The sequence below is a fragment of the Pseudomonas sp. NFACC08-1 genome (assembly GCF_900106735.1).
Lineage (GTDB): Bacteria > Pseudomonadota > Gammaproteobacteria > Pseudomonadales > Pseudomonadaceae > Aquipseudomonas > Aquipseudomonas fluorescens_Q.
In genome coordinates this window covers 83,402-98,168 of the sequence record NZ_FNNL01000008.1, presented here as the reverse complement: position 1 = coordinate 98,168, position 14,767 = coordinate 83,402, and the positions used below count along the sequence as shown (strand labels likewise).

At 63.8% G+C, this 14,767-nt stretch carries 12 protein-coding genes; 5 read left to right on the top strand and 7 right to left on the bottom strand.

Annotation, left to right across the window (positions count from 1 at the left end):
* Positions 1-145: 145 nt before the first annotated feature.
* Genes BLU76_RS17775 through BLU76_RS17760 form a run of 4 tightly spaced genes read right to left on the bottom strand, consistent with a single transcriptional unit; the run spans position 146 to position 6,463 of the window.
* Complete coding sequence (locus BLU76_RS17775) at positions 146-1,513, bottom strand: heavy metal sensor histidine kinase (protein ID WP_063324493.1); 1,368 nt, start codon at positions 1,511-1,513, stop codon at positions 146-148.
* Positions 1,500-2,183 (bottom strand): heavy metal response regulator transcription factor, encoded by a 684-nt coding sequence (locus BLU76_RS17770; protein ID WP_060740762.1) that lies wholly within the window; start codon positions 2,181-2,183, stop codon positions 1,500-1,502. Before BLU76_RS17770 ends, BLU76_RS17775 begins: the two co-directional genes overlap by 14 nt.
* A 9-nt stretch (positions 2,184-2,192) precedes the next feature.
* Positions 2,193-5,309, bottom strand: coding sequence for a multidrug efflux RND transporter permease subunit (locus tag BLU76_RS17765; RefSeq protein ID WP_092223682.1), 3,117 nt, complete (start codon positions 5,307-5,309; stop codon positions 2,193-2,195).
* Positions 5,306-6,463, bottom strand: coding sequence for an efflux RND transporter periplasmic adaptor subunit (locus tag BLU76_RS17760; RefSeq protein WP_092223680.1), 1,158 nt, complete (start codon positions 6,461-6,463; stop codon positions 5,306-5,308). Before BLU76_RS17760 ends, BLU76_RS17765 begins: the two co-directional genes overlap by 4 nt.
* Before the next feature lie 234 nt (positions 6,464-6,697).
* Between BLU76_RS17760 and BLU76_RS17755 the strand changes: the two genes are divergently transcribed.
* The gene (locus tag BLU76_RS17755) at positions 6,698-6,955 is read left to right on the top strand and encodes a hypothetical protein (RefSeq protein ID WP_092146838.1); all 258 of its coding nucleotides are present in this window, start codon (positions 6,698-6,700) and stop codon (positions 6,953-6,955) included.
* 27 nt (positions 6,956-6,982) lie between these two features.
* Here the strand turns inward: BLU76_RS17755 and BLU76_RS17750 are convergent, their stop codons facing one another.
* The gene (locus BLU76_RS17750; RefSeq protein ID WP_003205334.1) at positions 6,983-7,951 is read right to left on the bottom strand and encodes a LysR family transcriptional regulator; all 969 of its coding nucleotides are present in this window, start codon (positions 7,949-7,951) and stop codon (positions 6,983-6,985) included.
* Between the two features lie 323 nt (positions 7,952-8,274).
* Here BLU76_RS17750 and BLU76_RS17745 point away from each other — a divergent pair, with 323 nt between their 5' ends.
* From BLU76_RS17745 to BLU76_RS17730, 4 genes are read left to right on the top strand one after another with little or no spacing between them, the layout of a single operon-like run.
* On the top strand, positions 8,275-9,840 hold the full coding sequence (locus BLU76_RS17745) for an efflux transporter outer membrane subunit (protein ID WP_170867304.1): 1,566 nt from the start codon (positions 8,275-8,277) through the stop codon (positions 9,838-9,840).
* 11 nt (positions 9,841-9,851) lie between these two features.
* Complete coding sequence (locus BLU76_RS17740; RefSeq protein WP_092146962.1) at positions 9,852-12,068, top strand: FUSC family protein; 2,217 nt, start codon at positions 9,852-9,854, stop codon at positions 12,066-12,068.
* Positions 12,058-12,258 carry a DUF1656 domain-containing protein gene (locus BLU76_RS17735; protein WP_003205331.1) on the top strand — a complete coding sequence of 67 codons (201 nt, stop codon included), beginning with the start codon at positions 12,058-12,060 and terminating at the stop codon, positions 12,256-12,258. Before BLU76_RS17740 ends, BLU76_RS17735 begins: the two co-directional genes overlap by 11 nt.
* 10 nt (positions 12,259-12,268) lie before the next feature.
* Positions 12,269-13,132, top strand: a complete 864-nt coding sequence (locus tag BLU76_RS17730) for an efflux RND transporter periplasmic adaptor subunit (RefSeq protein ID WP_092223678.1) — start codon at positions 12,269-12,271, stop codon at positions 13,130-13,132.
* Between the two features lie 272 nt (positions 13,133-13,404).
* Here the strand turns inward: BLU76_RS17730 and BLU76_RS17725 are convergent, their stop codons facing one another.
* Positions 13,405-14,229, bottom strand: coding sequence for an SDR family oxidoreductase (locus BLU76_RS17725; protein ID WP_092223676.1), 825 nt, complete (start codon positions 14,227-14,229; stop codon positions 13,405-13,407).
* A gap of 34 nt (positions 14,230-14,263) precedes the next feature.
* Complete coding sequence (locus tag BLU76_RS17720; RefSeq protein WP_063324499.1) at positions 14,264-14,728, bottom strand: hypothetical protein; 465 nt, start codon at positions 14,726-14,728, stop codon at positions 14,264-14,266.
* Positions 14,729-14,767 lie beyond the last annotated feature (39 nt).

Sequence of the window (14,767 nt, the reverse complement as noted above, 5' to 3'; positions counted from 1 at the left end):
GATTGTGCTTGGATCAATGAGAGCGGGCAATCAGTGTTTGCGCAATAGCTGGGTAGGAGCTGCCGAAGGCTGCGATCTGTCGATTTTGATCGAGTTGGCTTTCGCCCAGCATTCAATGCTGGAAAGATCGAACCTTGTGAAGGCCTCAGGCTGGCAAGCGGATCCCGAACGTGTTGGCACCCTGGTCGCTGCGCACGAACACATCGCCACCGTGCATCAGTGCAATGGCCTTGACGATGGCCAGCCCCAGTCCATGGTTGGCGCCACTGTTGCTGCGCGAGGCATCGACGCGATAGAAACGTTCGAACAGGCGTGGCAAGTGCTCGCCGGCGATCGGTTCGCCGGGGTTGGTGACCGCGAGGGTGATCTGGTCGCCAAGGGCTTCGATGTGCACGTCGATCACTTGCCCGGGCGCGGTGTGTTGTACGGCGTTGCTCAGCAGGTTGATCAGCGCCCGTCGCAAGTGGGCGATCTCGATGTTGGCCTGGGCATCGCCGCTGACCCGGACCTGGACCTGGGCATCTTCCAGTATGAAGTCCAGGTAATCGAGGGTGGTCGCCACTTCGCCGGCCAGGGATGCGCTGGTCAACTTGGTGGCCTTGCTGCCTTGGTCGGCGCTGGCCAGGAACAGCATGTCGTTGATGATCGAACGCAGCCGCTCCAACTCCTCAAGATTCGATTGCAGCACTTCGAAGTAGTGTTCGGCCGAGCGTCCACGGGTCAGCGCAACCTGGGTCTGGCCGATCAGGTTGGTCAGGGGCGAGCGCAATTCATGGGCGACGTCGGCGTTGAACGATTCCAGCCGCGAGTAAGCCTGTTCGACCCGGTCGAGGGTGGCGTTGAAGGAACTGACGAACTGGCTCAGCTCCGGCGGCAAGGGCGACAGTTGCAAGCGCCCGGACAGGCGGGGCGGGGCCAGGCGTCGGGCTTCATCGGACAGCTTGATCAGCGGTTTGAGGCCGATGCGCGCGACCCAGTAGCCCAGCAACGAAGCGAGGAGCACACCGACAATCGCCAGGCTCACCAGCGCCACCAGCAGGCGATGCTGGGTCTGGTAGAAGGTCTGGGTGTCGATGCCGATCATGAAGCGCAGCGGCGGGCGTTGGTCCTTGGCCGGGAATTGGCTCACCAATACTTTCATCGGGTAGTCCCGATGGGGCAAGGTCAGGTCGCGCTTCCCCAGGGCGCCTTGGGCAAAGGCACGGATCTGTGCATCGGGAGCGCCGTATTCAAAGCGCGGATCGTCGCTGACGATCCAGAAATGGATGCGTTTGTCTTCTTCACCGAGCAGTCGCAGCTTGTTGTTGATCTTCACCCAGTGTTCAGGCGTGCCGTAGCGGCCAACGGTGGACTCCAGGACACTGTAGCGGGCATCGAGCTCGGCTTCGGGCAACAGGCCCAGGCCCTTGCCGACCTGCTGGTATAAAGCGCCACCGATCAACAGGAACACCAGCGCCGCCACCAGCGTGAACATGCCGCTCAGGCGCAGGGCGATGCTGTCAGGGACGCTCATCGCTGCGACTCTCCAGCACATAACCCATGCCGCGAATGGTGTGCAGCAACTTCTGTTCGAATGGCCCGTCGAGTTTGGCCCGCAAGCGTTTGATCGCCACTTCCACCACGTTGGCGTCACTGTCGAAGTTGATGTCCCAGACCATTTCGGCAATGGCGGTTTTCGAGAGGATTTCACCCTGGCGGCGGGCCAGGACGCTGAGCAGGGAGAACTCCTTGGCCGTCAGGTCCAGGCGCTGGCCGGCCCGTGTGGCCTTGCGGCTGATCAGGTCGATCCACAGGTCGGCGATGCTCACCTGCACCGGTTCATGGCCGCCGCTGCGGCGGGTCAGGGCTTGCAGGCGGGCCACCAGTTCGAGGAAGGAGAAGGGCTTGCCCAGGTAGTCATCGGCGCCGTCGCGCAGGCCCTTGATGCGGTCCTCGACCCGTTCCCGGGCGGTGAGCATGATCACCGGTGTCTGCTTGCGGGCGCGCAGGGCCCGCAGTACGCCGAAGCCGTCCAGGCCCGGCAGCATCACGTCGAGCACGATCACCGCATAGTCGGTTTCCAGGGCCAGGTGCAGCCCCTCGATGCCGTCCGGCGCCACGTCCACGGTATAGCCCTGTTCGGTCAGGCCGCGGTGCAGGTAGTCCGCGGTTTTTTCTTCGTCTTCGATAATCAGAACGCGCATGGCCCTGCCTCAGTGGTCTGTGCTCGCCAGCGCCGCCGTCGGCGCCGACCCTGGCTGATGGGCGGGCCGATGGAACAGTCGCTCCAGCCACAAGTATATGACCGGTGTGGTGAACAGCGTCAGCGCCTGGCTCACCAGCAGGCCGCCCACCACCGCGATGCCCAGGGGCTGGCGCAGCTCCGCGCCGGGGCCATAGCCGAGCATCAGCGGCAAGGCGCCGAGCAGGGCGGCCAGGGTGGTCATGATGATCGGCCGGAAGCGTGTCAGGCACGCCTGGAAAATCGCCTCCTGGGGCGCCAACCCTTTGTTGCGCTGGGCGTCGAGGGCGAAGTCGATCATCAGGATGCCGTTCTTCTTGACGATCCCGATCAGCAGCACCAGCCCGATCAGCGCCATGATCGAAAAATCCTGGCCCAGCAGCCAGAGCATGATCAGCGCGCCGAGGCCGGCCGAGGGCAGGGTGGAGATGATCGTCAACGGGTGCACGAAGCTCTCGTAGAGCACGCCGAGGATGATGTACACGGCCACCAGCGCGGCGAGGATCAGCCATGGCTGGCTCGCCAGCGAGCTCTGGAAGGCCTGGGCCGCGCCCTGGAAATTACCGGTGATGGCGGCGGGCATGCCGATTTCGTTCTTCGCCTGGTCGAGCAGGCGCACCGCGTCTCCCAGGGCGACGCCGGGCGCCAGGTTGAACGACAGGTTGGCGGCGGGGAACATGCCGTCGTGGGCAATCGACAGCGGGCCGTTGCTCGGCGCATCGAAGCGGGCCAGGGCCGAGAGCGGCACCATTTCCCCACTCAGGGGGGAACGCAGGTAGAAATACGCCAGGCTTTCGGCCTTGCCCCGCTGCGCGGTATCGAGTTCCAGGATCACGTTGTACTGGTTGGTCTCGGTCTGGAATTCATTGATCTGCCGTTGGCCGAAGGCGTCGTACAGGGCTTGGTCGACATCGGTGGCGGTGAGGCCGAAGCGCGCTGCCGCGCTGCGGTCGATGTTGATGTGGGTGATGCTGCCGCCCAGTTGCAGGTCGTTGGAGATGTCACGGAACGCCGGGTTGCCGCGCAGCTTGTCGGTGAGTTTTTGCGTCCAGGCGTTGAGGTTCGGCCCGTCGTTGCTCTTGAGCACGTATTGATATTGGGCGCGACTGGGGCCGGAGCTGAGGTTGATGTCCTGACCGGCCCTGAGGTACAGCACTACACCGGGGATTTTCAGCAATTGCGGGCGGATTCGGTCGATGAAGCCGCTGGCCGACACGTCACGCTCGCTCCGGGGCTTGAGGGCGATCCAGAAACGGCCGTTGGCGATGGTCTGGTTATTGCCCGAAACACCGACGGAATGGGAGAAGGTCTGCACCGCCGGGTCGGCGGCGACGATGTCGGCCAGGGCCTTGTGTTTGGCGACCATGTCCGGGAACGACACATCGGCGGCGGCTTCGCTGGTGCCCAGTACCAGGCCGGTGTCCTGTACCGGAAAGAACCCCTTGGGGATGAACACGTAGCCCACCACCGCCAGCGCCAGGGTCAGGCCGAACACGCCTATCATCAGTTTTTGATGGGCCAGGGCCCGACGCAGGCCGTGCTCGTACCAGCCCAGCAGACGCTCGCCGAATCCCATCTTGCTGTGGGCATGATGTACCGGGGCACGCATGAACAGCGCGGCCAGGGTCGGTGCCAGGGTGAGCGACACCACCACCGAAATCAGAATGGTCGAGGTGGCGGTCAGGGCAAATTCCTTGAACAGGCGCCCGACCACTCCGCCCATGAACAGCAGTGGAATGAACGCCGCGACCAGCGAGAAGCTGATGGAGACCACGGTGAAGCCGATCTCACCCGCTCCCTTGATCGCCGCTTCGCGCATGCCGTCGCCGGCTTCCAGATGCCGGTGGATGTTCTCCACCACCACAATCGCGTCGTCCACCACGAACCCGACCGAGATGACGATTGCCACCAGGGTCAGGTTGTTCAGGCTGAAGCCCATCACGTACATCAGGGCGAAACTGGCGATCAGCGACACCCCCAGCACCGCCGAGACAATCAGGGTTGCCGAGAGCTGGCGCAGGAACAGCGCCATCACCGCGACAACCAGCAGCACCGCGATCAGCAAGGTGATCTCCACTTCGTGCAACGAGGCGCGGATAGTCTGGGTGCGGTCGATCAGTACCTTGACCTGTATGGCAGCGGGCAGCATGGCTTGCAGGGTGGGCAGGGCCGCCTGGATGCGGTCGACGGTCTCGACGATGTTCGCCCCTGGTTGCCGGAAGATCACCAGGTTGACCCCTGGTTCGCTGTCGGACCAGGCCTGGACGTAGGCGTTTTCCGAGCCGTTGACGACCTTGGCGATGTCCTTGAGGTGAACCGGTGCGCCGTCCTTGTAGGACACGATCAGCTCACCGTACTCCTCAGGCTGGAACAGCTGGTCGTTGGTGGACAGGGTGGAAATGCTCGAATCGCCGTACAGGGCGCCCTTGGCCAGGTTGAGGCTGGCCTGCTGGAGCGCCAGGCGGATGTCCGCCAGGGTCAGGCCGATGGCGGCGAGCCGGTCGGCCGAGGCCTGGACCCGGATCGCCGGACGCTGCTGGCCGGTGATGTAGATTTGTCCTACGCCGTCGATCTGGCTGATCTGGCGCGAGAGCAGGGTTTCGACGTAGTCGCTCAGCTCGGTGCCGGGCATCAGGGAGGAGCTGATGCTGAGGATCAACACCGGGCTGTCGGCGGGGTTGACCTTGCGCCAGGTCGGCAGGTTCGGCATGTCGTTGGGCAGTTTGCCGGCGGCGGTGTTGATCGCCGCCTGCACTTCCTGGGCGGCGGTGTCGATGCTTTTATCGAGGCTGAATTGCAGGATCAGGTTGGTCGAGCCCAGGGCGCTGCTGGAGGTCATCTGGGTGATGCCGGGGATGGCACTGAATTGCACTTCCAGCGGCGTCGCCACTGACGAGGCCATGGTTTCGGGGCTGGCCCCGGGCAACTGGGCGTTGACCTGGATGGTCGGGAATTCGGCTTCCGGCAACGGCGCGACGGGCAGGCGAGGAAACGCGATCACGCCCAGCAGTACCAGGGCAAACGTCAGCAGCACCGTGGCGATGGGGTGGTCGATGCACCACGCTGAAACCGAGCCGCGGCCCTTCACGGTTGCGGCTCCGCGGTCTTGGCCAGGGCGGGCGGGTCACTGAGCACCTGGATGTGGCTGCCTGGCTTGAGCCGTGACTGACCATCGCTCACCAGTTGATCGCCAGCGTTCACCCCTTTGATGATGTGTATGTCGCTGTCCTGGTAAACCATGACCACCGGCACGCTCTCGACCTTGTCGCCCTTGATCCGGTACACGAAGTGTTGCTCCAGCCCGCGCTGGACCACGGAGGGAGGCACCACCAGGGCGTCCTTGTCGAGGGCGGTCTGGATCTTCAGCGTCACCAGTTGCCCGGGCCACAGCCGTTGCGCGGCGTTGTCGAATTCAGCCTTGGCCCGCAGGGTTCCGGTGTTGGCGTTGATCTGGTTGTCGATGAGGCTCAGGCGCCCCTCGCCGAGCAGTTCCCCGCTAGCGCCATCGGCACCGAGATAGGCCTTGACCAAGGCTTGCTCGGGCGCCGCGATCAAGCGTTGCAAGGTGGGCAGCATTTGCTGGGGCAGGGAGAACTCCACGGCGATCGGGTCGATCTGGGTCACCGTGAACAGGCCTTCGGCGTCGCTGGTGCGCAGGAAGTTGCCTTCATCCACATTGCGAATGCCGACGCGACCGCTCACCGGGGAGCGGATCTGGGTGTAGGACAGTTGCACCTGCGCCGAGTCGATGGCCGCCTGGTTACCCTGGGCGGTGGCCTTGAGCTGGTTGACCAGCGCCTGCTGCTGGTCGTAGGTCTGCTTCGAGACGCCGTCATCGACGCTCAGCAATTTGTAGCGCTTGAGATTGACCTGGGCCACCGCCAGCTGCGCCTGGCTCTCGCCGAGTTGGGCCCGGGCCTGGTCGAGGCTGGCGCGGATCGAACGATCGTCGATGGTCGCCAGCAGGTCACCTTTCTTGACCAGTTGCCCTTCCTTGACCAGCAGCCGGGTGAGGATGCCGTCGATCTGCGGCCGGATGACCACGCTGTGCAGCGACAGGACCGTACCGATGCCGCTGGCAAAGCGCGGCACATCCTTTTGCACCACGCTGACGACCCGCACCGGAACGGCGGCGGGAGCGCTGGGCTTGGCGGTCACGGGCCTGAGCACAAACCAGAGGACAAGGGCCGCCAGGGCGACCAACAGCACGACGAGCAGGACGGTTTTCTTCTGGGTGTGCATGAATATGAAGGGCCGGTTCGGGACACAGGAGTTTGAGCTTTCTTATATAGCGTTACGAGCCGGTCAGGAAGGTGACGGCTAACTGACAGGCTTGTCAGTTTTGTCCTGGCTTGCCGTCAGATGAATGTCGTGCCAATGAAACTGCCCTGCGCGCGGTGATATCGGGCAGGTATACTGCCGCCTTTCGCGGCTCGCCCTTCGGGCCCGACTTGCATGCATGACCCGGAGCCTCACATGACTTCCCCGACACCTTCGCCTGCGGATGAACTCCCCGGCGGCGAACAGGCCGATTTGTCCGACAGCGATGTTTCCTGCGCCGAGGACGCCAAAGCGGCGATCCCTGCCTTCAAATTCCCGTTCAAACCCGGTGAACTGGCTGCGGCCAAGGGCGCCGGCCAGCAGCCGTGGTACAAGAACGGCGCGAAGAATGGCCATACCAAGACCCCGGGCGCCGCGCCTCCCGGCACGCGTCGTTCGATGGGCAAGCGCTGACATCATCCTTCACGCACGGGGGCGACTTCAGTTCGCGACCCGTGCGCCTGCCAGGCTTCCACTCAATTCGTAAGCCGCCAGCTCAGACTGGTGCGCCGCGAGGATTTCAGGCAACGAGCCTCGCAGGTACTCGACCCAGGTCTTGATCTTCGCATCCAGGTATTGGCGCGACGGGTAGATGGCATAGAGGTTCAGTTCCTGGGAGCGGTAGTTGGGCATGACCCGCACCAGCGTGCCGTTGCGCAGGCCTTCGATGGCGGCGTACACCGGCAACACCCCCACGCCCATGCCGCTGGTGATCGCGGTTTTCATCGCATCGGCGGAATTCACCAGGAACGGTGAGCTATTGATGGTGACCATCTCCTGGCCTTCCGGGCCGTCGAACACCCATTTTTCCAGCGGAATGACCGGGCTGACCAGGCGCAGGCAGGCGTGGTTGAGCAGGTCGCCGGGTTTTTGCGGGCAGCCGCTGGCTTTCACATAGGCGGGCGATGCGCAGACGATGCTGTAGGTGATCCCCAGGCGCTGGGAGACGAAGCCCGAATCCGGCAACTCGCTGGCGAGCACGATGGAGACGTCGTAGCCCTCGTCAAGGATGTCCGGCACGCGGTTGGCCAGGGTCAGGTCGAAGGTCACATCCGGATGGGTCTTGCGATAACGGGCGATGGCGTCGATCACGAAATGCTGGCCGATGCCGGTCATCGTGTGGACCTTCAACTGCCCGGCCGGTCGGGCATGGGCGTCGCTGGCCTCGGCTTCCGCTTCTTCGACATAAGCCAGGATCTGCTCGCAACGCAACAAGTAGCGTTTACCTGCCTCGGTCAGGGCAATGCGGCGAGTGGTGCGGTTGAGCAGGCGGGTTTGCAGATGGGCTTCCAGGTTGGAAACCGCGCGCGAGATGTTGGCCGTCGTGGTGTCCAGTTGCGCGGCGGCAGCGGTGAAACTGCCAGCTTCGGCAACACAACTGAACGCGCGCATGTTTTGCAAGGTGTCCATGGAGGGCTCTCTTGGGAGGTGGCAAATTGTGACACGAAGTTACAGAGCAGCGGGACCCGACTAATGGATTATCGCGTTAACGGTAACAAAGATTCACAGAAAGGTTGGCTTATCGGCGGGGAGGGGGATGCCTAGAATTGCCGGCACTGTGGCGCTGGTCTGGCCCTGCTGTCTGATGCAGTACCTGTGGGAGCGGGTTTGCTCGCGAAAGCGGTGGGTCAGTTGGCGGTGATGTTGCCAGGGTAACCGCCTTCGCGGGCAAGCCCGCTTCCACAGGGTGCTCCTACAGGTTTTCGTCTCTCTCTCCTAGGAATTTTGCGCAAGTGCCGCGTTGCATCAGCAGAGAGCTGAAGACTCTCAGTGTTTGGGTTCTGACATTAACCATCAGCGGGTGCATCGGGACAGGCGGGATTGGGCCGCAAAGCCAGGTACTGCCGGCCAATCAACTGGTCACCGATGCCGCCATCCGCGAGGCGGCTCGCGACGCCCGCTGGCCCACCCGTCAGTGGTGGCAAGCCTATGGTGATCGGCAGTTGGATCGCTGGGTCGACCTGGCCATGCAGGACAGCCCGAGCCTGGCCATGGCCGCCGCGCGGGTGCGCCAGGCGAAGGCCATGGCCGGTGTTGCCGAGGCTGCCGAGTCGCTGCAGATCAATGGCGAGGTGACCCTCAAGCGCCATAACTGGCCCACCGATCAGTTCTATGGCCCGGGCGAGCTGGCCGACACCACGACCTGGGACAACAATGCCGCCCTGGGCTTGAGCTACGCCCTGGACCTGTGGGGCCGCGAGCGCAATGCCAGCGAACGGGCGGTTGACCTGGCCCATGTCAGTGTCGCTGAGGCGCGCCAGGCGCAACTGGAACTGCAAAGCAACATCGTGCGTGCCTACATCCAGTTTTCGCTGCACTACGCCCAGCGCGATATCGTCGCCGCGACTCTCCACCAACAAGAGCAGATTCTCGACCTTGCGCAGAAACGCCTGGACGGCGGCATCGGCACCCATTTCGAAGTCAGCCAGGCCCAGGCACCAGTGCCCGAGAGCCATCGCCAACTCGACGCGCTGGACGAAGCCATCGCCTTGAGCCGTAATCAGTTGGCGGCCCTGGCCGGCAAGGGGCCGGGAGAGGGCGCGCAATTGCAACGTCCGACCCTGGCCCTCGGCGCGCCCTTGAAGCTGCCGTCGGCCTTGCCCGCCGAACTGCTCGGCCAGCGTCCGGATGTGGTTGCCGGGCGTTGGCAAGTAGCGGCCCAGGCCCGGGGTATCGATGTGGCCCGGGCCGGCTTCTATCCCAATGTCGACCTGGTGGGTAGCCTCGGCTACATGGCCACTGGCGGTGGGGCGCTGGAGTTTTTGACGGGCAAGAAGCTCACCTACAACGTCGGGCCGGCGATCACGTTGCCGATCTTCGACGGCGGACGCTTGTGTTCACAGCTGGGTGAGGCGGCGGCCGGTTATGACATCGCCGTGGCGCACTACAACCAGACACTGGTGAACGCCCTCAAGGGCATTTCCGACCAACTGATCCGCCGCCAATCCATGGACAAGCAGCAGGCTTTCGCTGCCGAATCGGTGGCCGCAGCCCAGCGCACCTACGACATCGCAATGGTGGCGTTCCAGCGCGGGCTCACCGACTACCTCAACGTGCTCAACGCCCAAAGCCTGTTGTTCAAGCAGCAACAGGTGCAACAGCAAGTGCAGGCGGCGCGCTTGAGTGCCCATGCCGACCTGGTGACGGCGCTGGGCGGCGGGCTTGAGGCCGGCAACGACAGCCCTGGCTTGAGCCATGCCCTGTGGCAAGGGAGCTTGCTCCCGCTGGACTGCGCGGCAGTCCCCTCAAGTGGGTGCTGCGCGCCCAAGCGGGAGCAAGCTCCCTCGCCACGATGCTGAGTCCTTTTCCTGTGACGTCTTTACTTGCCCCCGCACGCTGGTTGTACCGTCTTGAATGGCGCCGGGGTTTCTTCGACTGGGCCCGCAGCGACGGGGTGACCTGGGTCTATATCTTCAAGGTCCTGTTTGCCGCGTTCCTGACCTTGTGGTTGGCGATGCGCCTGGAGTTGCCGCAACCGCGCACGGCCATGATCACCGTGTTCATTGTCATGCAGCCCCAGAGCGGGCAGGTGTTCGCCAAGAGTTTCTACCGCTTCCTTGGCACCCTGGCCGGCTCGGCGGTGATGGTGGCGCTGATCGCCTTGTTTGCCCAGAACACCGAGCCGTTCCTCGCTTGCCTGGCGGCCTGGGTTGGCCTCTGTTCGGCAGGGGCGGCGCGATATCGCAATTTCCGGGCCTATGGTTTTGTGCTGGCCGGCTACACCGCGGCGATGATCGGCCTGCCGGCCCTGGCCCATCCGGAAGGCGCGTTCATGGCCGCGGTCTGGCGGGTGCTGGAGATTTCCCTGGGCATTCTCTGCTCCACCCTGGTCAGCGCCGCGATCCTGCCGCAAACCGCCAGTGCCGCCATGCGCAATGCCTTGTACCAGCGTTTTGGGGTATTTGCCCTGTTTGTCACCGATGGCCTGCGTGGGCGCAGCAAGCGCGAGACCTTCGAAGCGCGCAACGTGGGCTTCATTGCCGAGGCGGTGGGCCTGGAAAGCCTGCGCAGCGTGACCGTGTTCGAAGACCCGCACATGCGTCGGCGCAACGGCCGGCTCAGTCGCTTGAACAGCGAATTCATGGGCATCACCACCCGCTTCAACGCCTTGCACCAATTGCTGGAGCGCTTGCGCGGCAGCGCCGCGGATCATGTGGTAGACGCCATCAAGCCGGGCTTGCAAACGTTGGCCGAACTGCTCGACGGTTTCAGTGGCCGCGCCCTGACCGATGCCGATGCGGCCCGTCTGGCGGCGGCGCTGGCCGAGTACAAGGCCGAGCTGCCTGCCCAGGTGCGAAGGCTGCGGGCGTTGTTCCAGGAAACGGCGCCCAGTGATGGGCAGCAACTGGATTTCCATACCGCCTACGAGCTGCTTTATCGCTTCGTCGACGACTTGCACGGCTATGCCCTGACCCACGCCTCGCTGGCCGATCATCGCCACGAACGTGAACGCTGGGACGAACCGTTCGTGCCGCAGACCAACTGGCTGGCCGCCACGGCATCGGGTGTTCGCGCCGCCTTCATCCTGTTGGTGCTGGGCAGTTACTGGGTCGCCACGGCCTGGCCGAGCGGCGCGACCATGACGATGATCGCCGCCGCCACCGTGGGCTTGTCGGCCGCGACGCCGAACCCCAAGCGCATGGCTTTCCAGATGGCCTGCGGCACGTTGTTCGGGGCGTTGATCGGCTTTGTCGAGATGTTCTTCATCTTCCCGCTGATCGACGGCTTCCCTTTGCTCTGCGTGATGCTGGCGCCAGTGATCATGCTCGGTTCGTTCCTCAGCTCGCGGCCGAAATACGCCGGGGTCGGGCTGGGGCTGCTGATCTTTTTCAGCACCGGTTCGGTGCCGGACAACCTGACGGTCTACAACCCCTACGCCTTCATCAACGATTACATCGCGATGATCCTCGGCATGCTGGTGTGTGCCGCGGCCGGGGCAATCATCCTGCCGCCCAACAGTCGCTGGTTGTGGCGCCGGCTCGAGCAGGATTTGCGCGAGCAAGTGGTGTTTGCCATCAGTGGCAAGCTCAAGGGCCTGGCATCGAGCTTCGAAAGTGGTACCCGCGACTTGCTGCATCAGGCCTACGGGCTGGCGGCGGGGCAACCTCGAGTGCAACGGGACTTGCTGCGCTGGATGTTCGTGGTGCTGGAGGTCGGCCACGCGATTATCGAGTTGCGCAAGGAACAGGCGATTTTACCGGTGCATCCGGCGTATGCCGAAAGCCAACCGTGGCGCCAGGCGATTCGTGTGATGGGGCGGGCGCTGGTGCGGCTGTTCCGCCAACCGAGCCAGAGCAATCTGGAACGTGCCCTGGTGGCGGTGGACCATGCCATCGGCCGCGTGCAGGCCACCGACGAACCCTTCGCCCCGCATTTCGACACCTCGGCCCTGCGCCGCGTGAAAAGCTACCTGCATTTCATCCGCACCTCGTTGCTGGACCCGCAATCGCCATTGGCCGGCTATGCCATGCCGCATGCCATGCCGCCTGCCACACCGCTTCCCCAGGAACCTGAACATGCCCCGTGAGATCGCCTTCCATGGTGTGTACATGCCCACCATGACCTTGATGTTTTTCATCGCCGCCGGCCTGGCCTGGGCCTTGGACCGCTTCCTGTCGGGGCTGGACCTGTACCGCTTCTTCTGGCACCCGGCGTTGTTGCGCCTGAGTCTGTTTACCTGTCTGTTCGGCGCGCTGGCGCTGACGGTCTACCGTTGAGATCGATGCGATGAGAAAGTTTTTCAGCCTGCTGGCGACGCTGTTGGTTCTGGCCCTGGCGTTGTGGATCGGCCGTACGTTATGGGTCCATTACATGAACGAACCCTGGACCCGCGATGGGCGGGTGCGGGCCGACATCATCAATGTGGCCGCCGATGTCAGTGGCGAGGTGGTCGAAGTGCCGGTGCGCGACAACCAATCGGTGAAAAAGGGCGACCTGTTGATGCGCATCGATCCTGAGCATTACCGCATCGCCGTGAAGCAGGCTCGCTCCCTGGTGGCGTCGCGCAAAGCCACTTGGGAGATGCGCAAGGTCAACGCCCATCGGCGTGCCGACCTGGACAGCCTGGTGATCTCCCGGGAAAACCGTGACGACGCCAGCAACATCGCCGACTCGGCCCTGGCCGATTACCAGCAGGCCCAGGCGCAATTGGAAGCCGCCGAGCTGAACCTGTCGCGCACCGAAGTCCGTGCGGCGGTGGACGGCTACGTCACCAACCTCAATGTGCACCGTGGCGACTACGCCCGCATCGGCGAGGCGAAGATGGCCGTGGTGGACATGAATTCGTTCTGGGTCTATGGCTTCTTCGAAGAGACCAAATTGCCCAAGGTGCGGGTCGGCGATTCAGCGCAGTTGCAGTTGATGAGCGGTGAGATGCTCAAGGGGCATGTGGAAAGCATCTCCCGCGGCATCTACGATCGGGACAACCCCGAAAGCCGCGAACTGATCGCCGACGTGAACCCGACCTTCAACTGGGTTCGCCTGGCCCAGCGGGTGCCGGTGCGCATTCATCTCGATGAAGTACCCGACGGGGTGTTGCTGGCGGCGGGGATGACTTGCACGGTGGTGGTCGAGCCCCAAACCGAGCGCTGAGGCGACGCTGGCCGGGGTGACAAAGAGGCTTGTCACCCCTATTCCTGTGGAAGCTGTGGGCATGAGTTCCATGTGCACCCAAATCCCTGTGGCGAGGGGATTTATCCCCGTTCGGCTGCGCAGCAGTCGTCATCTGACTGATGCGGTTTCGACTCGTACACCGTGTTGCCTGGTTTGGGGCTGCTTCGCAGCCCAGCGGGGATAAATCCCCTCGCCACAGGTGTTAACCATGTCCTCGGGACAAAGGTTTAAGCCTGTTATCCCTCCATCCCTTACAACGATCCACCCAACCCAAACCGCTTCATCAACCCCTTCTCCAGCACCCCCTTGGGCAGCCAGCTCGCCATCAACGGCAATGCCCGGCTGCCATTGCCCAGGCGCAGCAGGCGGGGCGGCCGGGGTTGTTGCACGGCCTTGAGCAGCCCGGCGGCGAACTCGCTGGCCGGGGTTGGTTTGTCCTGGGACGCCTTGGCCCGGGCGCGGATGCTGTCGCGCAGCGGCCACCAGGGCGATTGTTCGCTGATCAGCTGTTCGGCTTCGTGGCCGGCATTCTTGGCGAAGCTGGAGGCGATGGCGCCGGGTTGGACTTCCATCACGCGGATGCCGAACGGCGCCAGTTCCATGCGCAAGGCATCGCTCAAGGCATGCACCGCGGCCTTCGAGGCGCAGTAGGCCCCGGCAAACGGCGTGACCAGCACCCCGGAAACGCTGCCGATGTTCACCACCAGCCCCTTGGCCCGACGCAACACCGGGAACAGCGCGCGGGTGACCCCGACGATGGCGAACACGTTGGTTTCGAACTGACGCTGCATGGCCGGCACGCCACCGTCCAGGAGAGGGCCCATGGCGCCGTAGCCGGCATTGTTGACCAGCACATCCAGGCCGCCATGCTGCTGGTTGATCCGTTCGTTGAGTTGTTCCAGGGCCTGGCCGTCGTTGACGTCCAGTTGCACCGCGGTGAACCCGGCAGCGCTGAGCGTCGCTACGTCTTCAACCTTGCGCGCCGTGGCCCAGACTTGATAACCCGCAGTCTTGAAGGCGTCGGCGAGGGCGCGGCCAATGCCGCTGGAACATCCGGTAATCAGCGCAACAGGCATGGCGCATTCCTTGTGCAAAAAGTGGGGGGAGCAATCAGTTGGAAAAGCTGCCGTGCAATCGCTCGGCGCGAAACTCCAGGGTCTGCGGGCGATAACCCGGACGCAAGGGTGGCAGGGGCAGGCAGTCTTGCCAGTCAGCGCCGGCCTGCAATTGGCCGGGGCCCCGGTAGCGCGGTGCGTCGTAGGGGGTGTCGGCCAGGTTGATGGTGTCGCCAGGCGCATAGGCCGCGACCTGCCAGCGCAGTTCGATCAGCGGCACGTCATTGGTGTTTTTCAGGTTCAGCGACAGCGGACGGTCGGCGGGGCATTGTCCGGGGGTATAGGTAATGCGCATTTCCAGGCGCTCCAATTGCCGGGTCTCGCGGTTTTCCTGCCAGAGCACCCACGCAGCGACCAGCCCGAGACCGATGAACGCCGCCAGGGAGACCGGCAAGGCCTTGGCCGGGTAGCGCAACAGCAGGATGAGCCAGGTGATGACCAGCAAGACGCCGATAAGCATGGTGGAAGCCTCCGTTACCGTAGGCACATCCTACCGAAG